Source organism: Streptomyces malaysiensis subsp. malaysiensis, from assembly GCF_040653035.1.
Classification (GTDB): Bacteria; Actinomycetota; Actinomycetes; order Streptomycetales; family Streptomycetaceae; genus Streptomyces; species Streptomyces malaysiensis.
Map to the genome: position 1 here is coordinate 144,388 of NZ_JBEZNG010000010.1, position 19,116 is coordinate 163,503.

Below are 19,116 nucleotides of genomic sequence, written 5' to 3' on the forward strand. Positions count from 1 at the left end.
CCGGGTCAGCTCGCCCCGGTGGCGTAGAACGGCTTGCACACGGTGCCCACGTAGTCCGTGGCGATCTCCAGCACCCGGCCGCCGTCCGCCGAGGGCAGCAGCGCCGAACTGTAGTTGGGACACCAGTCGACCACCTTGGAGTCCACCCGCACCGGCGCGGGGATCGAACGCCAGGCTCCGGTGCCGCCGTTGCTGTTGGTCCACACGGTGGCACCGCTGCCTGCGGCGGTGCTGCCATCGGCGTTGTTCAGGACCTGGCCGACGAGGAACAGCTTGCCCCGGGGGTTGCCGGCCTCGGGGGCCCAGGCGAGGTTCGGGGTGTGGGTGAAGTACATGCCGTCGGCGGTTTCGGGACGGTAGCCGAGGTGTGCCGGGTCACCCCAGTTCCAGCCGTCCCACGAGGTCCGGTAGTGGACCACGCACGCGTACTGCCCCTGGGGAGCGCAGATCTCGTACGCCATGAAGTACTGACCGTCGGGCAGTTTGCGCACGATGGGCATGCCGGGCCGGTCGGAGGCGAGATTGCTGGCCACGGTGGCGTGGTGGCCGTTCCAGGTGAGCCCGTTGGCGCTGCGGGCGGCGACCAGCTTCTGGCTGTGGGCGGGGTCGGTCTCGTCCGAGTAGTGGGCCACCAGACGTCCGCTGGAGTCGACGGAGAACTCCGGCTCCCACAGCCCCTTGGTGTTGGAGGCGGTGGCCACGGTGGACAGATAGGACCAGGTGCGGCCCTGGTCGTTGCTGCGGAAGACCCGGATGGCCATCCGGCGGTCCGGCTCGTCCTGGCCGATGGAGGCGGCCCACAGCAGGGTCCCGGCGGGCATGGCGCCGACGGCCCGCGGCAGTTCGTACAGGGTGGCGCAGCATTCACCCTGTCCCCCGGACGCCTCGGGGTCGGCCACCTCGCCCACCTGCCGGAAGGTGGCGCCGTCGTCGGTGCTCTCGTAGATGGCGCCGAGCCCGTCCGAGCCGCGGAACGTGACCACGGACGCGAGGATGCGGCCGTTGGCGGCGCCGTTGTGCTCGAGCCGCAGGGCGCGGGGGTAGAGGCCGGTGCCGTCGCGCAACAGGGTGCCGGAGGCGGCCGCGGCCGGGGGTGCCTGGACGGCCAGGAGCGAGCCCAGGACGGTCAGGAGGGTCAGCAGGACGGGCAGGAGGTGTCTTCGGTACGGCGTGGTCATGCACGCTCCCTCAGGAGGAGTGGTGGAGGAAAAAGCGGGGCCCGGGCCATGCGAGGCGCAACGCTAGAGAGAATTTCCAACGTTGTAAATCCCTCGCGCACGCTTCCGCGAGGGGCCTGTCGAGGGTTGGCCGAGCGGGCTCCGGACAAGCGCTCCGCCGGAAGTGCCCCGATCCGCCGTCGATCGTCCGCGGCGCCGTCGTGGCTGGTCGCGGGGCGGAGAGGGACCGGTGGCGCCGACGGCCGGGACCGGCACGGCCACCGGCCGGGCGGCCGGTACGGCGGTCAGGACGGCGGTCAGGGCGCTGGCCGGGGCGCCGGGCCGAGGCCGGCGGACACCTCCGCCGCGTTACGCCGCCGCCGAGCGCGGCCGGGGGCGGGGCGGGGCAGGGCGGGTCAGTGTTCCTGGGCGGTGGGGCGTACCAGGATCTCGTTGACGGCGGTGCGCGAGGGCTGGGTGACCATGAAGGCGATGGCGCGCGCGATGTCCTCGGGGCGCAGCCAGGACTCCGGTGGCATCCCGCGTGCGACGGAGGCGGACGCGCTGTCGGCCGTCAGCTCCGTGGCGGTCATGCCCGGCTCGACCAGGCCCACCCGGACACCGCGTGCGGTCACCTCCTGGCGCATGGACTCGCTCAAGGCGCCCACCGCGTGTTTGGTGGCCGCGTAGACGGCGTTGCCGGGCCGCGCCAGCCGTCCGGCCACCGAGCTGATGTTCACCACGTCCGCCACCCCGCGCGGCCCCTCGGACGCCGTCCGCAGCAGATGCGGCAGCGCCTGCCGGGAGGTGTGCAGTACGGTCCTGACGTTGAGGTCGATCATCCGCTCCCAGCCCTCGGGGTCGCCCTCCTCAACGGTGCCGGTCGCCAGGGAGCCGGCGTTGTTCACCAGCACATCGAGGTGTCCGCACTCCCGCACGGCGTCCTCGACGCACTGACGGGCCCGCGCCGCGTCCTGGAGATCGGCGGTGAGGACGGCACAGGAACGGCCCTCCTTCCGGACGGTGGCGGCCAGCTCCTCCAGCCGTTCGGTGCGGCGGGCCACCAGCGCGAGATCGGCTCCCTGCCGGGCCAGCTCCATGGCGGTGGCCGCTCCGATGCCGCTGGACGCGCCGGTCACCAGCGCCACGCAGCCCGACAGCGGGCCATCGGAAGGCGCGGCGTTTCCGGCCTGCCGGTCGTTCCCGGGGTTCATGTCCGTCACCCTGGCTCCCTGGTCTCGCGGCGGTGGGGCGGCCACGGGGCCGCGTGGCCCGGGCCGCGCCCCGGGTACCCCGGCGACGGCGGCCCATCGCCCATGTCCCCGCCTTTCCTTCCTCCTTTCGGACCAGGCTTTCGGACCAGGGGCGCTCGGGCTTCCGGTGCGGGGGCGTGTCAGGAAGGCGCGGGCGGGGTCAGCGGAAGGCGCCGCTGTAGGCGTTGAGCGCGGGCTGGCCGCCGAGGTGGGCGTAGAGCACGTTGGAGTCCTCGGGTATGTCGCCGTCGCGGACGAGGTCGATGAGCCCGGCCATGGACTTGCCCTCGTAGACCGGGTCGAGGATCACCCCTTCGAGGCTTCCGGTGAGCCGGATCGCCTCGAGGGTGGACTCGACCGGCACCCCGTAGAGGTCCCCGGCCCAGCCCTCCAGCACGGTGATCTCCTCATCGCGCAGCTCCCGGCCGAGGCCGATCAGCGCGGCGGTCTCACGTGCGATCTTCTCCACCTGGGCCCGGGTCTCGGCGAGCTTGGCGGAGGCGTCGATGCCCAGGACGCGGCGGGGGCGGTCCTGGCCCGCGAAGCCCGCGATCATGCCCGCCTGGGTGGAGCCAGTGACGCTGCACACCACGATGGTGTCGAAGAAGACCCCCAGCTCGCGCTCCTGTTCCTGGACCTCGCGGGCCCAGTTGGCGAAGCCCAGACCGCCCAGCGGATGGTCGGAGGCCCCGGCGGGGATCGGATACGGCGTACCGCCCGCGGCGCGGACGTCCTCCAGGGCGCGCGCCCAGCTGTCCTTGAAGCCGATGCCGAACCCGGCGTCGACCAGCCTCACCTCCGCGCCCATGATCCGTGAGAGCAGGATGTTGCCGACCTTGTCGTTGACGGAGTCGGGCCAGTCCACCCAGCTCTCCTGCACCAGTACGGCCTTCAGCCCCAGCTTCGCCGCCACCGCGGCGACCTGGCGGGTGTGGTTGGACTGCACACCGCCGATGCTCACCAGGGTGTCCGCGCCCTTCCGGAGCGCGTCGGGGACGAGGTACTCCAGCTTGCGGGTCTTGTTGCCGCCGAAGGCCAGCCCGCTGTTGCAGTCCTCGCGCTTGGCCCAGATGCGCGCCCCGCCGAGGCGCTCGCTCAGCCGGTCCAGCGGGTGGACCGGGCTGGGGCCGAACAGCAGGGGGTGGCGCTCGAAGTCATCGAGGGACATGGGTGACTCCTTGTGGGTGGTGCCGGATGTCCGCGTGGGTGGTGCCGGATGTCCGCCGATCCCTACCCCGCCCCTCCCCGTCGGCACACGAGCCGATCCCTCCCCGACCCGGCCCCGGCTGCACACGACCGGCGTATGCCGATAGGCCGTTGGGGTCCCGCTGCTGTCCAGCCTGAGCACCCTGCCGCCGGGTCGCGGCGACTATCTGTGCCTGAGCCCTCGTACCGCCGAGACGGCGCTCGCCCGCCGAGCCCATCCGTCCGCCCCACTCGCCAAGGGAGCCGAGATCATGCCCCAGTACTTCCGCGACTCACCCGAGTCTCTCGTTCCCGACGCGCTCGCGGGCTTCGCCGCCGCCCATGCCGATCTCGTCGACTACAACCCCGACCACGGATACTTCCACACCCGCCACACCGCGCCCGCCCGCCGCGTCGGGCTGGTCTCGGGGGGTGGGTCCGGCCATGAACCCCTGCACTCCGGCTTCCTCGGTACGGGGATGCTGGACGCCGCCTGCCCGGGGCGGATCTTCGCCTCACCGCACAACCGGCAGATCTTCGAGGCCAGCCGGGCCGTCGCCCGGGCCGAGGGGGTGCTGCACATCGTCAAGAACTACACCGGCGACCGCATCAACTTCGGCATCGCCGCCGAGCGCCTCGCCCACGAGGGCATCCACTGCGCCCGGGTCCTCATCGACGACGACCTCGCCACCGACTCGGACGACATCGCGGTCGGCCGGCGCGGCACCGGCGCCACCCTGATCGTCGAGAAGATCCTCGGCGCCGCCGCCGACGAGGGGCGCGGTCTGGAGGACCTGGTCGCCCTCGGCACCGATGTGACCCGGCGGGCCCGCAGCCTCGCCGTGGCCTCGGCCGCCCATACCGCGCCCGCCTCCGGGGCGCCGGCCTTCACCCTGCCCGACAACGTCCTGGAGTTCGGGGTCGGCATCCACGGCGAGCGGGCCGAGGGCACCACCCCGCACGCACCGCTCGGCAAGCTGGTCGAGACCATGACGGACCAGTTGCTGGCCGCGCTGCCCGACTCCGCCGGGACACGGGTGCTCGCCCTGGTCAACGGGCTGGGCTCGATCACCTCGCTGGAGCTGTACGGCATCCGCGACGCCGTGGCCAAGGCCCTCGACGACCGCGGTGTCGGCCTCGACCGGTCCCTGACCGGCACCTTCGTGAGCGCCCTGGACATGCGGGGCTTCTCGCTGACCCTGTTCGCCACCGACGCGGAGGCGCTGCGGCTGTGGGACGCCCCCGCCCGCACCCCCGCCTGGCCCCTGTGACCCCGCCACCGCCCCGAGGAGCTGCCCCGCCCATGTCCGACCAGCCCGGCCCGAAGGGCCTCACCCACACCGCCGTCATGGACTGGCTGACACGGTTCGCCGCCACCGTACGGTCCGTGGAACCCGAGCTCACCGCGCTCGACCAGAAGGCGGGCGACGGGGACTTCGGCGCCAATCTGGTCACCGGGATGGACGGTGTCCGCCGGGCGCTGGACGCCCTGGCGGCGGGCGCGGGAAACGGCGGACGGGACGGCAGCGGCCCGGACGCGCCGCTCGACGCCGCCGCGCGGGTCTTCCTCGACGATGTCGGCGGCACCAGCGGTCCCCTGTTCGGACTGCTCTTCCAAGAGCTCGCCGACGCGCTGGGGATGGCCGCCGACCCGCCCGGAACCGCGGCGCTGGCCCTCGGCACGGCCGCGGGGGCGGCCGCGATCCAGCGGGTCGGCGAGGCCGAGGTGGGCGACAAGACGATGGTGGACGCCCTCGTGCCGGCCGCACGGGCCCTGGCCTCCTGTGAACCCACCGCCGACCCCGCGCACGCGCTCCACGTGGCCGCGGTGGCGGCCCATCGGGGCGCCCGCTCCACGACCGATCTGCGCGCGCGCCGGGGGCGTGCCAGCTACACCGGCGACCACGCCCGTGGCGTCCCGGACCCGGGCGCCCTGGCCGTCGCCCTGCTCTTCGCCTCCGCACACGCCGAGCTGACCTCGCTGAACCGGCTCCCCATGTCCTGAGGAGGGAGGCCGGGGCCATGAGGGGATCCCCGTACGCGCCGCCCGCCGGTGAACGCCGCGGCCGGGCCGTACGTACGGGGATCCGAGTCCTGGGCCGCATGGGACGGGCCGAGCCGGGCAGGCGACCAGGATTCGACTGTCGGCTCGATCACAGGTGTCCAGGAGGATCTGTGCAGCAGGGAACTTCCACCCGTGTGGCCACACCTCCGGCCGTCCCACGGCCGCGCGACGGCGGCGCGTCGGGGGGCCGGACGCGCGACCCGTACTTCGACAACGCGAAGTACCTCACGATCGTGCTGGTGGCGTGTGGCCACGCATGGGAGCCGCTCACCTACGGCAGCCGGGCGGTCACCGCGGTCTACCTGATGGTCTACGCCTTCCACATGCCCGCGTTCGCCCTCATATCGGGCTACTTCTCGCGGAGCTTCGACATGACGCCGGGGCGGGTGAAGCGCCTGCTCACGGGTGTCGTCGTGCCGTATGTGGTGTTCGAGGTGGCGTACACGCTCTTCTACCGCTGGGCACAGGACGACCCGGGCTATCCCATCAGCCTGCTCGACCCCTGGTATGTGATGTGGTTCCTGGCCGCGCTGTTCATCTGGCGGATCACCACTCCGATGTGGCTCGCGCTGCGCCATCCGGTGCCGGTGGCGCTGGCGGTGGCGGCACTGGCCTCGGTCTCGCCGGAGGCCGGCGGGGATCTGGGCCTCCAGCGGGTGCTGGCGTTCCTCCCGTTCTTCGTGGTGGGGCTCACCCTGCGACCGGACCACTTCACCCGGCTGCGGACCCGGCGCGCCCGGCTGATCGCCCTGCCGGTCGCGGGCTTCGCCCTGTGCACGGCGTACCTGGTGGCGCCCCGGCTGGACGCGGAGTGGTTCTACCACCGCAAGAGCGTCGCGGCGCTGGACGGCGTACCGCCCTGGACCGGTCTGTTCACCACGCCCGTCCTCTTCGCCCTGGCGCTGGTGCTGACGGCCTGCTTCCTGGCCTGGGTGCCGGGGCGCGGGACCTGGTTCACCGCGCTCGGTTCGGGGACGCTGTACGGCTATCTGCTGCACGGCTTCATCATCAAGTCGTCCCGTTTCTGGGACTGGTACGACCATCCGTGGCTGCACACACCGCTCGGGGAGCTCGCGGTCACCGCGGCCGCGGTGCTCATGATCACCGTGTTGTGCACGGAACCGGTGCGACGGGTCCTGCGCTCGCTGGTGGAACCGCGCATGGACTGGGCGTTCCGGCGCACCGGTTCCTCAGGGCGGACCGGCGCCGAGAGCGGCGGGGGTTCCGCCGTCAGTGGCGGCGGAGCTTGACGGTGTTGTCGGTGCGGGTGGCCGGCTCACCGTCGGGGTCGGTGACCTTCTCCTCGTGGACATCGCTGATGAGGACGTCCCACTGCCCGTCCGCGAGGTCGAGTCCGGCGAGCACCTCCTCGGGCGTGGGGAAGTGGAACTCCGGGTCGGGGTCCGGCGCCCAGGCCGGGAACGCGGCGTGTCCGGTGATCAGCAGCACTCCGCCGGGTGCGACGGCGCCCGCCGCGGTGCGCAGGATCCGCTCCCGGGGCAGTTCGAGCCAGGAGTGGAGGAAGTGGGTGGAGACCAGGTCGTAGGTGCCGTCCGGGAAGGACACGGACAGGTCGTGCCGCTGCCAGTCGATGCGGTCGCCGACGCCCTCCGACGCCGCGTGTTCGGCGCCGCGGTCCAGGGCCACCCGTGAGACGTCGGCGGCGGTGACCCGCCAGCCCTGCCGGGCGAGCCAGATCGCGTCGCCGCCCTCCCCGCAGCCCACGTCCAGTGCGCGGCCGGGGGTCAGCCCGGTGACCTCGCGCACCAGAACGGCGTTGGGCCTGCCGCTCCAGACGCGGTCACCGGCGCTGTAGAAGTTGTCCCAGAACTCCTCGGGCGTGGTGTCGGGCGAGATGCCGTGCGAGTCGGTGGTCATATCGGTCGCGCTCCCTTCGTCAGGGCACGAGAGTGTGCGCGGCCGTGACCACTTGACAAACATCTTTGCCGGGGTGGCAAATGAAGATATGGCTGATGAAGACCTCTCCGAGGTGCTGACCGCCGTAGGACCTCGGCTGCGGGTGCTGCGGCGCACCCGTGGCACCACCCTGGCCCAGCTCAGCGAGACGACCGGCATCTCGCTGAGCACCCTGTCGCGGCTGGAGTCGGGGCAGCGCAAGCCGACCCTGGAGCTGCTGCTGCCGCTGGCCAAGGCGTACGGGGTGCAGTTGGACGAGCTGGTGGGGGCGCCTGCCACCGGGGACCCCCGTGTCCACGCCAAGCCGTTCACCCGGTACGGCCAGACGTTCATTCCGCTGACCCGCTATCTGGGCGGACTGCACGCGTACAAGCAGATCATGCCGCCCCGGCCGCAGGGCAGCGGCGACGGACCGCTGGAGCAGCGTGTGCACGAGGGCTATGAGTGGCTCTATGTGCTCTCCGGGCGGCTGCGCCTGGCGCTGGGCGAGCACGATCTGGTGCTCGCGGCCGGTGAGGCCGCCGAATTCGACACCCGCACCCCCCATGGTTTCGCCAACGCCGGGGACCAGCCGGTGGAGTTCCTCTCCCTGTTCGGGGCGCAGGGCGAGCGCATCCATGTCCGCGCCCGCCCCGCCGGCACCTGACCCGCGGCGCCACCACCGCGCCGCGCGGGCGCGTCCCCGTCCCCCGTTCCGCCCCGGGCGCTCACCCCGAGGGCTCGTCCGGGACGGGCTGCTCGGGGTGGACACTTCCGATCCGCGGCTCGCCCCGCCGTCCCGTGCCGGACTCGTCCGTCTCGGGGACGTCGTCCACACCGTCCGGCTCCTGGTCGACGCCCGCCACGTCCAAGGGGTCGGGCCCGTCCTGCGCCTGCTGGTCGGGCAGGTCCCTGGGGATCCCGCCCCGCTCCTGTCGCCGGTCTTCGCTCACGATGCCGCTCCTTTCCTCGGTGGAGAGGGCACAGCAGGGGCGAATACCCGCGAGCGGCCGGCGAATGCGTTTCGGCGCCGGTTCGATACGGCCGTCCTCTTCGCGCGGCCGGCTACTCCCCCCGCTCCAGCACATACAGCTCCGGCAGGTTGACCACGATGGCCTCCTGGGTGCTGCGGGCGATGACCACCACCGCCTCGTCGTCGGGGTCCGGGTTCTCCTCCCGGTGCGGCACATAGGGCGGAACGAAGATGTAGTCGCCCGGCCGGGTGCGCAGCCGGATCTCCTCGACCTGTCCGTCCCGCTCCTCGGCGAAGACGAACTCGGGGTGGCCCTTCACCACGAAGATGGCCGTCTCGGACTCGCCGTGGTGGTGGTTGGCGGAGGCGGTGTCCGGCGCCACATGGGTCTGGCCCATCCAGAGCCGCTCGGACCCCACCGACTGGCCGCTGATCGCGGCGAACCGCCGCATGCCCTCGGTCTGGGCGGTGCCGGGGTCGACGTCCTCGGTGCGGATGTGGTGCAGCCGCGCCCGCAACGGACCGTCGGGGGCGGTGGCCTTCAGATGCGGATGGAACGCGTCGTGCTGCTGCGCGGGGTCGCCGCCGGGCGTCGTCATGACACCGACCGTAGAAAGCCCGGGTAATGGATGTCAACAGATGTCCTTTCGCTCACCAGGCACAACACCACGAAATCCACGCTGCATAATGGCGGTATGCAGATCTCGGCGAAGGCGGACTACGCGGTCCGGGCGCTGGCGGAACTGGCCGCGGACGCGGGCAGACCACTCACCTGTGAGGCGATAGCGACCTCCCAGGACATCCCCTTCCGGTTCCTCAAGGGAGTCTTCCGCGATCTGCGCCAGGCCGGTCTGGTGCGCAGCCAGCGCGGCTGCGAGGGTGGCTACTGGCTCGCCCGCGATCCCGCCGAGATGACACTCGCGGACATCGTGCTCGCGGTGGACGGGGCGTTCCTGACGCTGCGCGGCGAGCAGCTGGACGGCCTCGGCTACCACGGTCCGGCGGCCGGGCTGCCCGGGGTGTGGCGCGGGATGGAGGAGCACATACGCCAGGTGCTGACCTCCACGGCCCTGAGCGATCTGGTCGGCGAACGGCTGGCGGCATGACGCCCGCGAGCCCTGACCGGCCCCGGAGCACCGGGACGGATGGCGACGGCGCCGTCGAGATCGTGGAGTACACCGATCCGGCCTGCCCGTGGGCATGGGGTTCCGAGCCCGCGTTCCGCCTTCTGCGGGCCCTCACCGCGGGGCGGGCCCGCTGGCGCCGGGTGTTCGGCATCCTCTTCGACGAGGACGACGACCCGGCCCCCGATCCGGCGGCCGAGACCGCCTGGTACGGCCGCTATATCGCCGATATCGCCCGCCACACACGGGCGCCCTACGCCCGGCGGCTGCGGTGGGTGGCGGCCACCAGCAGACCGGCCTCGCTCGCCGCGAAGGCGGCCGAGCGGCAGGGCGCCACGGCCGCGGAGCGGGTGCTGCGGCGGCTGCGCGAGACCACGTTCGTACTGGGTACTCCAGCCGATACGGCAGAGCGGGTGCGCGCCGCGCTGACCGGCCTCGACGGTGTCGATGTGGCGCGGCTGGGCGCGGAGACGGGCGAGCCCTCGGTGGTGGCGGCCGTCCGGCGGGACCACGCCGAGGCCCGCGACCCCGTCCCGGAGGCATCCGCCTTCCACGCCCCTGGGCCACATGGCACAGGCGTCAAGGAAACCGACAGCGGGGTGCGTTACGCACTGCCCACGTTGGTGTTCTCCGGCCCCGGCGGACGTGTGGCCACGCCGGGATGGCGGAGCGTGGCCGAGTACACGGCGGCGCTGCGCACGGTGGCTCCCCATCACCGCTGGGAGCCGACCCCGATCGACGCCGAGGCGGCCCTGGCGGAGTACCGCAGCCTGACCGGGCCCGATCTGTCGCTGCTGACGGGCGGAACCACTCCCCCGCGCACGGCCGTACGGGTCGAGACGGCGGGCGGACCACTGTGGCTGCACCCGGACGAGGCCGCCACCCATCCCGTGCTCATGACCCGCACAAGCTGAAAAGCCCCAGGTCGTAGCCGTCTTGGCCAATGAGACACCGAAAGGTGTCCATTGACTTCGCCGACCTTCGCCCCTCACCATGGGCACATGCTGACGACGCACCCCGGTGTGGTGTGCCGATACGTGGACTTCGGGCGCACCGCCAGCGCCATCTGTCGCGACCGCTGATCGCCCGCTCCCCCCTTCCGCGATCCGCCGCGTCCCGAGCGCCTCGCTCCGCTCGTTCCCCCTCGGTTGCCCCGTTTTCCTCGTTTCCCGCTTGCCTCGTTCCCCTCGTTCTCCTCCCCGGGCCCCACCGCCTCCGGCCTTCATGACCGCCGCCCGTCCGCGTGCCCTCGCCGACGTGCCCGGCCGTGTGCGGCCATATGCCCGCAGCCAGGGGGGTAGTTGACACCACGAAAGGCGACGTCCAGCCATGACTTCCGCCGCCCCGCCACGCCCCGTCCGCCGACCGCCCGATCCACCGCCGAACCCCGCTCCGGGGCGGCGCTCCGTGCTCGGACTCGCCCTGGGGGCGGGTGGCTCCCTGCTGCTGGCCGCCTGTGGCGGGGTGGCCACGACCGGGGCGGGTGGCGGGGGCGAGACCCTGCGCTGGGGCTGGGATCTGCCCTCCACCTGGGACCCGGTGTTCTCCTCCAAGGGCTGGGACGTCCATCTGCTGTCGCTCGTCTACTCCGGGCTGACCCAGCTCGACGCCAAGGGCGCCGCCGAACCCGCGCTCGCCTCCTCCTGGCGCTACTCCCCCGACGGCCGGCGCCTCACCTTCACCCTCCGCCACGGCCTGCGGTTCTCCGACGGCACCCCGGTGAACGCCGAGGCCGTCAGGAAGAGCCTCGAGCGCGGCAAGAACCACCCCAAGTCCCTGATCGCCTCCCAGCTGACCAGCATCGACACGGTACGGGCCCCCGATCCGCACACCGTGGTCCTCGAACTCACCGAGGCCGACTACCAGTTGCCCGCGCTGCTGGCCGGGAAGACCGGCATGGTGGTCAGCCCCGCCGCATTCGGAGCGGACGAGGCGCGGCTGGCCACCAGGCCGGTCGGCCACGGCCCCTTCCGGCTGGTGTCGTACACCCAGAACTCCATGGCGAGCCTGCGCCGCGACCCCGGCTACTGGAACGCCGAGCACATCGCCGTCGAGCGCTTCGAGGCGTTTCCCAAGCCCGATGAGACCACCGCGCTCGCCGCACTCCAGTCCGGGCGGCTCAATGTGGCCCAGATTCCGTTCAGCCAGGTGAAGGCGGCGCGTGAGGCCGGTTTCAGGGTGCAGCTCATCCCGTCGATGGTGGTGCGCGTCCTCGATGTGAACACCGCCATGAAGCCCTTCGACGACCCCGCCGTCCTCAAGGCCCTGAAGTACGCCGTGGACCGCCAAGCCCTGCTGGACAGCGAGCAGTTCGGCCATGGCGAGGTGGACCACCAGCCCTTTCCGCCCGGCTACACGGGTTTCGACCCGGCGCTCGGCGCGGTGTACCGGCACGATCCGGAGCGGGCGCGCGCACTGCTCCGGAAGGCCGGATATCACGACGGGGTCGGGGTGACCATCACCACCACCCAGCCGCAGGGCGCGCCCGAGCAGTTGCAGGCGCAGCTGAACCGGGTCGGGTTCCGGGCCCGGATCGAGGTCATCCCCGAGGCGCGGGCGTCCCAGGTGGTGTACGTCCAGCACTCCCGCGCCCTGTACCTCGACCAGTTCGCCGGGCGGGAGTCACCGGTGCAGGCGATGCAGGTGCTCTTCGGCGCGGAGGGGCTGATGAACCCCTCGCGCCGTACCACGCCCGAACTGGACGCGGCCGTGGCCGCGGTGCGCCGCACCCCGCTGGAGTCGCCGCGCTATCCGGAGGTGCTGCGGGCGGCCACCGCGGTGGCGGTGCGCACGATGCCGAATGTGTTCCTCTACACGGTGCCGCGCGCCCTGGCCCGTACCTCCTCCGTCTCCCCCATCCCCTCGCTTCCCGTGGTGCAGCGGTTCGAGGGGGTGACGGCCGGATGACCGCCCTCGCTCCGCGGATCGCGCGGACACCTGGGAAGGCCGTGCGGGCGGCCCGGCTGCCGCGTTCGCTCGGCCGCGTCCTCGCCACGGCGGGCACGGTGTTCCTGCTCTCCTCCGCCCTCACCTTCGGCCTCGGCGCGCTCTCCGGGGCCAATCCGGCGGCCGCGGTGCTCGGGGAGACGGCGACGCCCGCCGATATCGCCCGGATGAACCATCAGTTCGGCCTCGACCGGCCCCTGTGGGAGCAGTACGTGTCATGGCTGGGGCATGCCTTCACCGGCGACCTGGGCCGCTCGTGGTTCACCACGGTCCCGGTGGCGGAGAGCATCCGGCAGGCCATTCCGGTGGATCTGTCCATCGCCGGACTCGCCCTGCTGATCGCCGTGGTGCTGGGCGGGGCCGCCGGTGTCGCCGCCGCGCTCAGGGCGGGCGGACGGCTGGACCGGGCCGTCACCGCGCTGTGCGCCGTGCTCGGCACACTGCCCGGTTTCGTGGTGGCCATCGCGCTGGTCACGGTGTTCTCGCTGAAGCTGGGGTGGCTGCCGTCCGGTGGCTATGTGCCACTGGACATGGACCCCGCCCAGTGGCTGCGGTACACCGTGATGCCCGCGTTCGCGCTGAGCCTGGAGGCCGCGGCCGCCATCGCCCGTCAGCTGCGCACCTCGCTGGTGGGCACGTTGCGGGAGAACTATGTGACGGGCGCGGTGATGCGCGGACTGCCCGCCCGCCGGGTGGTGTTCGGCCACGCCCTGCGCAACGCCGCGGGACCCGCGCTCACGGCGCTCGGGATGAGCGTGCCGATGCTGCTCGGCGGTGCGGTGGTCACCCAGCAGATCTTCGCACTGCCCGGTCTCGCCCAGCTCACCCTGCAATCGGCCGAGCAGCACGACATCCCGGTGATCCAGGGGACGCTGCTGGTGACCATCGCGGTGGTCCTGGTCGTCAATGTGGCGATCAACGCGGCGCTGCTCGCGCTGAATCCCGCCGCCCGGCGCCGGGAGGTGACGCGCCGATGAGGACGCTGCGACGGGCGTGGCGGCCCGCTTACGCCAAGGTGGCGCTGCTGGTGCTGCTGGCCATCGTGCTGCTGGCCGTGTTCGGCGGCCGGCTCGCGCCCCATGACCCGCTGGCCCAGAACCCCCGGAACATGCTGCGCGGCCCCGGGCCCGGCCACCTTCTGGGCACCGACTATCTGGGCCGCGATGTGCTCAGCCGGCTGCTGGAGGGCAGTGGCCGCTCGGTGGCGGGCGCCGTGGAGGCGGTGGCCGCGGCGATGGCGGTCGGGGTGCCGGCCGGGCTGGCCTCGCTGTGGATGGGGCGCGTGGGCGAGTGGATCGCACAGCGCGCCGTCGACGCGCTGATGACGCTGCCGTTCACCGTGTTCGCCATCGCGGTGGTGGGCGCCCTGGGCAACGGGATGCACCAGGCCATGCTGGCGCTCGGGGTGCTCTACGCCCCGCTGTTCTTCCGGATGACCCGCGCCGCCGCGCTGAGCCTCCGGCACGCCCCGTACGTGGAGTCGGCCGAGCTGTTCGGCGCCTCGGTCGGGCGGGTGCTGCGGATCCACATCTGGAGCAAGGTCCTGCCGACGGTCATCGTCACGGCCGCCCATGCGCTGGCCACATGTCTGCTGGTGGTGTCCTCGCTGACCTTCCTCGGGGTCGGTGTGCAGCCTCCCGCCGCCACCTGGGGCGGCATGCTCGCCACCGATCTGGGCTTCCTCACCCAGCAGATCTGGGCACCGGTGTTCCCTGCCGCGCTGATCGTCATCACCGCCGGTGCGCTCAATGTGCTGGCCGACGCCGTACGGGACGCCGGGGCGGACGAGTTGCTGCCCGGCGGCGCCCCGGGCCCGGCCGCCGGTGCCCCCGCCACCACCGACTCCCCCGACACCACCAAGGAGCGGGCCGATGCCGCACTCCCCGTCGTCTGACCCCGCCACGTCCGCCACGCCCGGTGTGCCCGCCGACCGGCCGGCCGCGCTGTCGGTCGAGGGGCTCGGCGTCACCGTCTCGTCCGGGCGGCTGACGGCCGTCCGTGATGTGTCCTTCACCGTGGGCCGCGGTGAGGCCGTCGGCCTGGTCGGCGAGTCCGGCAGCGGCAAGACCCTCATCTGCCGGTCGGTGCTCGGCCTGCTGCCGCCCGGCTGCGCGGTGTCCGAGGGCGAGATCTCGCTGGCGGACGAGGCGCTGACCGGGCTGTCGCGCCGGGAGTGGGACCGTGTGCGGGGCACCCGGGTGGGCGCCGTCTTCCAGGACCCCGCCTCGTATCTCAACCCCTCGCTGACCGTGGGGCGCCAGCTGTCCGAGGTGCTGCGGGTGAAGCTGGGTCTTGACCGTGCGCGGGCCGCCGAACGGACCGTCGAACTGTTCGCGGCCGTCGGGTTGCACGACCCCGCCGAGGTGGCCCGGCGCCATCCGCACGAGCTGTCCGGCGGGATGCTCCAGCGGGTGCTGATCGCCGTCGCGGTGGCCTGCGCACCGGATCTGCTGGTGGCAGACGAGGCCACCACCGCACTGGATGTGGTGGTCCAGGCCGAGGTCCTGGAGCTGCTGGCCCGGATGCGCGCCGAGCACGATCTGGCGCTGCTGCTGGTCAGCCACGATCTGGCGGTGATCGCCGAGGTGTGCGACCGGATCCTGGTGGCCTACGCCGGGGAGCTGGTCGAGGACGGCCCCGCCGAACGAGTGCTGAACGACCCCCTGCATCCGTACACCGAGGCGCTGTTGCGCGTGGCCACGGTCGACGACTGGGAGCGGCGTGAGCTGGAGGTGATCCCGGGCGCGCCGCCCGAGGTGGGCGCGCGGCTGCCGGGCTGCCGGTTCGCGGACCGCTGCGCGTTCGCCGCGCCCGAGTGCCTCGACGGTCCGGTGCCGCTGCGGGAGACGGCCGACGGGCGGCGGGTGCGGTGTGTCCGCGGCGAGGAGCTCGATCTGTCGCGGGCCGGTGCGCACGGCGCCCGGGAGGTGGCGGTATGAGCGGGCTGCTGGAGCTCTCCGGGCTGACCGTGGCCTTCGGCCGGCGGGGCGCGCGGCCGGTGCTGGACGGTGTGGAGCTGTCCGTGGGCGAGGGGGAGATCGTCGGGGTCATCGGGGAGACCGGCTCGGGCAAGACCACACTGGCCCGCACCGCCGTGGGTCTCGTCCCGGCGCGCTCGGGGCGGGTGGTCTTCGACGGGCGCGAGATCTCCGGGCTGCGGGGGCGGGCGCTGCGCGCGTTCCGCCGTTCGGGGCGGCTGAGTTACGCGTTCCAGGATCCGCTGCGGGCGCTGGACCCGGAGCTGACGGTCCGGCGGGCGGTGGCCGAGCCGCTCGCCGTCGCGGGGGATCTGGACGGCGCGGAGATCGCCGCACGTGTGGACGAGGCGCTGGAGACGGTGGGCCTGGACGCGGCGCGCCTCGGCGATCGGCTGCCCGGCGCGATCTCCGGCGGCCAGCGCCAGCGGGTGCTGCTCGCGCGGGCGATCGTGACCCGGCCCCGGCTGCTGATCGCCGATGAGCCGGTGAGCGCCCTGGACGCCTCCAACCGCAACCGGGTGCTGCGGCTGCTGGACCGGCTGCGCACCGAGCGCGGGATGGCCGTCGTGGTCATCTCGCACGACCTCAGCTCGCTGGCGGGCATCGCCGACCGGGTGGCGGTGCTGTATCGCGGCCGGGTGGTGGAGCAGGGCCCCGTGCGGGAGGTGTTCGGCCGGCCCCTGCATCCGTACACCGCGCTGCTCATCGCCTCCGCGCCGAGCGTACGGGCCGAGGGCGGGCCGGGCGCGGCGGCGCTGCGCCCGTCGGCGGAACCGCCGGCCTGGGCGGCGCGTGAGGGCTGTGTCTTCGCCCACCGCTGCCCGTTCGTCATCGGCTCCTGCCGCACCGCGCCCGCGTCGGGCCCGGTGGGCGAGGGGCGTACGGCCGCCTGCCACCGGGTGCCCGAGTGGCGTGGGCTGGTGGCCACCGCGCAGGGGCCGCCGGAGCTGGTGGCGGCCGCCGGAGAGACCCACAAGGCAGCCGGGCGGCCCCCGGCCCTGTCCCGCACCTCGGAGAAAGGCTGACGATGTCCGTCGAGTTCATCGGCATGATCGGCACCCATGAGGTGTCCGAGATCCACCCGGCCCGCGGTCCGGTCGTGGACACCGAGTACACGCTGCGGTTCGCCCGCGCCCATGAGGACGCGGGCTTCGACCGGGTGCTGATCGGCTACGGCTCCGCCACCCCGGACGGCGCCCAGGTGGCCGCGTATGTCGCCGCGCACACCGAGCGGCTCGGGCTGCTGGTGGCCCATCGGCCCGGCTTCGTGGCCCCCACCCTGGCCGCCCGTACGTTCGCCACCCTCGACCAGTTCTCCGGTGGCCGGGTGGCCGTGCACATCATCAGCGGCGGGCGCGACGCCGAGCAGCGGCGGGACGGCGACTATCTGGCCAAGGACGACCGTTACGCCCGCACCGACGAGTATCTGGAGATCCTGAAGCGGGCGTGGACGGATGAGGAGCCGTTCGGATACGACGGCCGCTTCTACCGCTTCGAGGACTTCCACGCCGAGGTCCGCCCCCGTCAGCGACCGCGCGTCCCCCTGTACTTCGGGGGCTCCTCCGAGGCCGCGTACACCGTGGGCGGCAGGCACGCGGACACCTTCGCGCTGTGGGGCGAGCCACTGGCGGAGACGGCGGAGCAGATCGCCTCCGTGCACCGGGCCGCCAAGGCCGCGGGCCGGGCCGAGCCGCCCGGCATCAGCGTGTCCTTCCGGCCCATCCTCGGCGCGACCGAGGAGCTGGCGTGGGAGCGGGCGCACCGGATCCTCGACACCATCAGGGCCCATGGCCCGGCGGGCTCCTTCACCTCCTCCCGGTGGGGCCGCGAGACGCTGGGCTCGCCCACGACCGGGGGCGCCGGCCCGCAGAACGTCGGCTCCCGGCGGCTGCTGGCGGCCGCGGCCCGGGGCGAGCGCCACGACCGGGCGCTGTGGACGGCGACGGCGGCCGCCACCGGGGCCGCCGGGAACTCCACGGCGCTGGTCGGCACCCCAGAGACGGTCGCCAACGCGCTGCTGGACTATGTGGACATCGGCGTCACGACCCTGCTGATCCGCGGCTACGACCCGCTGGACGACGCCGTCGGCTACGGCCGTGAACTGCTGCCGCTGGTCCGCCAGGAGCTGGCCCACCGGGCCGGTGGGGGCGGCTCGTAAAGATCTCCTCCATCATCTGAACGCAACTCATGCGCCGCCCGTACCCACTGCCGGGTCGTGCTCGTCGTGGATGAGCCGATCCCGTAACCCCCCAACAGGAGGTCATGAGTTGAGCCATAAACGGGTACCCAAGCGAAAGATCGTGTTCGCGGGGGCCGGGGCCGCCGCCATCGCGGCGGCCGCCATACTGCTGCCCAACGCAAACGCCTCACAGGACGACAACGAGGCCGAGGCCCAGCCCAAGAAGGTGGACGCCGCGTCGGCGGCGGACATCGCCACGCGGCTCGCGTCACAGCTGGGCGAGGCGTTCGGCGGGGCCTACTACGACAAGGACGAACAGCGGGTCGTCGTCAATGTCGTCGGCGCCAACAACAATGTGAACGTCCAGGTCAAGAGCGCCGGGGCGGTGGTCAGAAGCGTCGAGAACAGCACCAAGTCGCTTCAGACCGCCGCCAAAACCCTCAAGACCAAGGCCACCATCCCGGGCACCTCCTGGTCGGTGGACCCCAAGACCAACGAGCTGCGGGTCACCGCGGACTCCACCGTCACCGGGGCCAACTGGGACACCCTCGAGTCCACCGTGAAATCGCTGGGCGCGGGCATGGCCACCCTCAAGAAGTCCACGGGCGAGTTCAAGCCCTTCGTCGCGGGCGGCGACGCCATCTTCGGCGGCGGCGCACGCTGCTCACTCGGCTTCAACGTCACCACGGACAGCGGCGCCCCCGCGTTCCTCACCGCCGGCCACTGCGGCGTCGCGGCCGAGCAGTGGTCGGACTCCCAGAACGGCGCGGCGATCGGCACCGTACAGGACGCCACCTTCCCCGGTGACGGGGACTTCGCGCTGGTCACCTACGACGACCCGAACACCGAGGCCCCGAGCGCGGTGAACACCGGGAACCAGAACGTGGACATCGTCGGGGCCGCCGAGGCCACGGTGGGCCAGCAGGTGCAGCGTATGGGCAGCACCACCGGGCTCAACGACGGCTCGGTCACCGGTCTGGACGCGACGGTCAACTACCCCGAGGGCACGGTCAGCGGCCTCATCCAGACCGATGTGTGCGCGGAGCCCGGCGACAGCGGCGGCCCGCTGTTCAGCGCGGACGGCAACGCCATCGGCCTGACCTCCGGCGGCAGCGGTGACTGCACCGCCGGCGGTGAGACCTTCTTCCAGCCGGTGACCACCGCACTGGAGGCGGTCGGTGCGCAGATCGGGGACGGCGGCGCGGCCGGAGGCGGCGGCGCGGCGGACGGCGGTGGCGCCGACGGCTCCGGAGCCGCCGGAGACGGCGCGGGCGCGGACGGCGCCGGTGGGGCTGCCGAGAACGGCTGAACCCACGCGACCCGGGGTGTCCCGCGCCGTCACCGCGGGACACCCCGGGAG

At 72.9% G+C, this 19,116-nt stretch carries 19 protein-coding genes; 13 read left to right on the plus strand and 6 right to left on the minus strand.

From position 1 onward, the window contains the following. Positions 1 to 5: 5 nt before the first annotated feature. From AB0E24_RS21805 to AB0E24_RS21815, 3 genes are all read right to left on the minus strand, one after another. Complete coding sequence (locus AB0E24_RS21805; protein WP_079256199.1) at positions 6 to 1,178, minus strand: sialidase family protein; 1,173 nt, start codon at positions 1,176 to 1,178, stop codon at positions 6 to 8. Positions 1,179 to 1,573: 395 nt separating this feature from the next. Then, on the minus strand, positions 1,574 to 2,371 hold the full coding sequence (locus tag AB0E24_RS21810; RefSeq protein ID WP_069862212.1) for an SDR family oxidoreductase: 798 nt from the start codon (positions 2,369 to 2,371) through the stop codon (positions 1,574 to 1,576). A 199-nt stretch (positions 2,372 to 2,570) separates the two neighbouring features. Further along, a complete protein-coding gene (locus AB0E24_RS21815) occupies positions 2,571 to 3,578 on the minus strand; it encodes a 1-aminocyclopropane-1-carboxylate deaminase (protein WP_347233691.1) in 1,008 nt (335 codons plus the stop codon). 289 nt (positions 3,579 to 3,867) lie between these two features. Here AB0E24_RS21815 and AB0E24_RS21820 point away from each other — a divergent pair, with 289 nt between their 5' ends. The 3 genes from AB0E24_RS21820 (at position 3,868) to AB0E24_RS21830 (ending at position 6,910) form a co-directional block, all read left to right on the plus strand. Then, positions 3,868 to 4,866: a dihydroxyacetone kinase subunit DhaK gene (locus AB0E24_RS21820; protein ID WP_079256201.1), complete on the plus strand. Its 999-nt coding sequence runs from the start codon at positions 3,868 to 3,870 to the stop codon at positions 4,864 to 4,866. Between the two features lie 32 nt (positions 4,867 to 4,898). Beyond that, a complete protein-coding gene (locus AB0E24_RS21825; RefSeq protein WP_069872332.1) occupies positions 4,899 to 5,600 on the plus strand; it encodes a DAK2 domain-containing protein in 702 nt (233 codons plus the stop codon). Between the two features lie 170 nt (positions 5,601 to 5,770). After that, positions 5,771 to 6,910: an acyltransferase family protein gene (locus AB0E24_RS21830; protein ID WP_093706438.1), complete on the plus strand. Its 1,140-nt coding sequence runs from the start codon at positions 5,771 to 5,773 to the stop codon at positions 6,908 to 6,910. Here AB0E24_RS21830 and AB0E24_RS21835 read toward each other — a convergent pair. After that, positions 6,891 to 7,538, minus strand: coding sequence for a class I SAM-dependent methyltransferase (locus AB0E24_RS21835; protein ID WP_069872330.1), 648 nt, complete (start codon positions 7,536 to 7,538; stop codon positions 6,891 to 6,893). The two genes, AB0E24_RS21830 and AB0E24_RS21835, sit on opposite strands and share 20 nt — an antisense overlap. A gap of 88 nt (positions 7,539 to 7,626) precedes the next feature. Between AB0E24_RS21835 and AB0E24_RS21840 the strand changes: the two genes are divergently transcribed. Next, positions 7,627 to 8,223 (plus strand): helix-turn-helix domain-containing protein, encoded by a 597-nt coding sequence (locus tag AB0E24_RS21840; protein ID WP_069872327.1) that lies wholly within the window; start codon positions 7,627 to 7,629, stop codon positions 8,221 to 8,223. Positions 8,224 to 8,284: 61 nt separating this feature from the next. Here AB0E24_RS21840 and AB0E24_RS21845 read toward each other — a convergent pair whose 3' ends face one another. Both AB0E24_RS21845 and AB0E24_RS21850 read right to left on the minus strand, forming a co-directional pair. Continuing rightward, complete coding sequence (locus AB0E24_RS21845; protein WP_069872325.1) at positions 8,285 to 8,509, minus strand: hypothetical protein; 225 nt, start codon at positions 8,507 to 8,509, stop codon at positions 8,285 to 8,287. Between the two features lie 112 nt (positions 8,510 to 8,621). Continuing rightward, complete coding sequence (locus AB0E24_RS21850) at positions 8,622 to 9,128, minus strand: cupin domain-containing protein (RefSeq protein WP_079256204.1); 507 nt, start codon at positions 9,126 to 9,128, stop codon at positions 8,622 to 8,624. A 96-nt stretch (positions 9,129 to 9,224) separates the two neighbouring features. Here AB0E24_RS21850 and AB0E24_RS21855 point away from each other — a divergent pair, with 96 nt between their 5' ends. The 9 genes from AB0E24_RS21855 (at position 9,225) to AB0E24_RS21895 (ending at position 19,065) form a co-directional block, all read left to right on the plus strand. Then, positions 9,225 to 9,635 carry an RrF2 family transcriptional regulator gene (locus AB0E24_RS21855; protein WP_069872321.1) on the plus strand — a complete coding sequence of 137 codons (411 nt, stop codon included), beginning with the start codon at positions 9,225 to 9,227 and terminating at the stop codon, positions 9,633 to 9,635. Next, positions 9,632 to 10,567 carry a DsbA family oxidoreductase gene (locus AB0E24_RS21860; protein WP_359379132.1) on the plus strand — a complete coding sequence of 312 codons (936 nt, stop codon included), beginning with the start codon at positions 9,632 to 9,634 and terminating at the stop codon, positions 10,565 to 10,567. The genes AB0E24_RS21855 and AB0E24_RS21860 overlap by 4 nt, the downstream gene beginning before the upstream one ends. A gap of 415 nt (positions 10,568 to 10,982) precedes the next feature. Continuing rightward, positions 10,983 to 12,560 carry an ABC transporter substrate-binding protein gene (locus AB0E24_RS21865; protein WP_359379134.1) on the plus strand — a complete coding sequence of 526 codons (1,578 nt, stop codon included), beginning with the start codon at positions 10,983 to 10,985 and terminating at the stop codon, positions 12,558 to 12,560. Next, complete coding sequence (locus tag AB0E24_RS21870) at positions 12,557 to 13,576, plus strand: ABC transporter permease (RefSeq protein WP_359379137.1); 1,020 nt, start codon at positions 12,557 to 12,559, stop codon at positions 13,574 to 13,576. The genes AB0E24_RS21865 and AB0E24_RS21870 overlap by 4 nt, the downstream gene beginning before the upstream one ends. Next, on the plus strand, positions 13,573 to 14,493 hold the full coding sequence (locus AB0E24_RS21875; RefSeq protein WP_359379140.1) for an ABC transporter permease: 921 nt from the start codon (positions 13,573 to 13,575) through the stop codon (positions 14,491 to 14,493). The genes AB0E24_RS21870 and AB0E24_RS21875 overlap by 4 nt, the downstream gene beginning before the upstream one ends. Continuing rightward, positions 14,471 to 15,538, plus strand: a complete 1,068-nt coding sequence (locus AB0E24_RS21880) for an ABC transporter ATP-binding protein (RefSeq protein ID WP_100808361.1) — start codon at positions 14,471 to 14,473, stop codon at positions 15,536 to 15,538. Before AB0E24_RS21875 ends, AB0E24_RS21880 begins: the two co-directional genes overlap by 23 nt. Beyond that, the gene (locus AB0E24_RS21885) at positions 15,535 to 16,602 is read left to right on the plus strand and encodes an ABC transporter ATP-binding protein (RefSeq protein ID WP_359379143.1); all 1,068 of its coding nucleotides are present in this window, start codon (positions 15,535 to 15,537) and stop codon (positions 16,600 to 16,602) included. Before AB0E24_RS21880 ends, AB0E24_RS21885 begins: the two co-directional genes overlap by 4 nt. 2 nt (positions 16,603 to 16,604) lie before the next feature. After that, positions 16,605 to 17,735 carry an LLM class flavin-dependent oxidoreductase gene (locus AB0E24_RS21890; protein ID WP_359379145.1) on the plus strand — a complete coding sequence of 377 codons (1,131 nt, stop codon included), beginning with the start codon at positions 16,605 to 16,607 and terminating at the stop codon, positions 17,733 to 17,735. Between the two features lie 109 nt (positions 17,736 to 17,844). Next, positions 17,845 to 19,065 (plus strand): S1 family peptidase, encoded by a 1,221-nt coding sequence (locus AB0E24_RS21895; protein ID WP_359379147.1) that lies wholly within the window; start codon positions 17,845 to 17,847, stop codon positions 19,063 to 19,065. Positions 19,066 to 19,116: the final 51 nt, after the last annotated feature.

Excerpts from the sequence above, each read along its gene's own strand:
- AB0E24_RS21870 (WP_359379137.1), top strand. The coding sequence starts at position 12,557 with ATGACCGCCCTCGCTCCGCGGATCGCGCGGACACCTGGGAAGGCCGTG.
- AB0E24_RS21815 (WP_347233691.1), bottom strand. The coding sequence starts at position 3,578 with ATGTCCCTCGATGACTTCGAGCGCCACCCCCTGCTGTTCGGCCCCAGC.
- AB0E24_RS21855 (WP_069872321.1), top strand. The coding sequence starts at position 9,225 with ATGCAGATCTCGGCGAAGGCGGACTACGCGGTCCGGGCGCTGGCGGAA.
- AB0E24_RS21840 (WP_069872327.1), top strand. The coding sequence starts at position 7,627 with ATGGCTGATGAAGACCTCTCCGAGGTGCTGACCGCCGTAGGACCTCGG.
- AB0E24_RS21805 (WP_079256199.1), bottom strand. The coding sequence starts at position 1,178 with ATGACCACGCCGTACCGAAGACACCTCCTGCCCGTCCTGCTGACCCTC.
- AB0E24_RS21860 (WP_359379132.1), top strand. The coding sequence starts at position 9,632 with ATGACGCCCGCGAGCCCTGACCGGCCCCGGAGCACCGGGACGGATGGC.
- AB0E24_RS21875 (WP_359379140.1), top strand. The coding sequence starts at position 13,573 with ATGAGGACGCTGCGACGGGCGTGGCGGCCCGCTTACGCCAAGGTGGCG.
- AB0E24_RS21885 (WP_359379143.1), top strand. The coding sequence starts at position 15,535 with ATGAGCGGGCTGCTGGAGCTCTCCGGGCTGACCGTGGCCTTCGGCCGG.
- AB0E24_RS21820 (WP_079256201.1), top strand. The coding sequence starts at position 3,868 with ATGCCCCAGTACTTCCGCGACTCACCCGAGTCTCTCGTTCCCGACGCG.
- AB0E24_RS21835 (WP_069872330.1), bottom strand. The coding sequence starts at position 7,538 with ATGACCACCGACTCGCACGGCATCTCGCCCGACACCACGCCCGAGGAG.
- AB0E24_RS21865 (WP_359379134.1), top strand. The coding sequence starts at position 10,983 with ATGACTTCCGCCGCCCCGCCACGCCCCGTCCGCCGACCGCCCGATCCA.
- AB0E24_RS21825 (WP_069872332.1), top strand. The coding sequence starts at position 4,899 with ATGTCCGACCAGCCCGGCCCGAAGGGCCTCACCCACACCGCCGTCATG.
- AB0E24_RS21850 (WP_079256204.1), bottom strand. The coding sequence starts at position 9,128 with ATGACGACGCCCGGCGGCGACCCCGCGCAGCAGCACGACGCGTTCCAT.
- AB0E24_RS21810 (WP_069862212.1), bottom strand. The coding sequence starts at position 2,371 with ATGAACCCCGGGAACGACCGGCAGGCCGGAAACGCCGCGCCTTCCGAT.
- AB0E24_RS21890 (WP_359379145.1), top strand. The coding sequence starts at position 16,605 with ATGTCCGTCGAGTTCATCGGCATGATCGGCACCCATGAGGTGTCCGAG.
- AB0E24_RS21880 (WP_100808361.1), top strand. The coding sequence starts at position 14,471 with ATGCCGCACTCCCCGTCGTCTGACCCCGCCACGTCCGCCACGCCCGGT.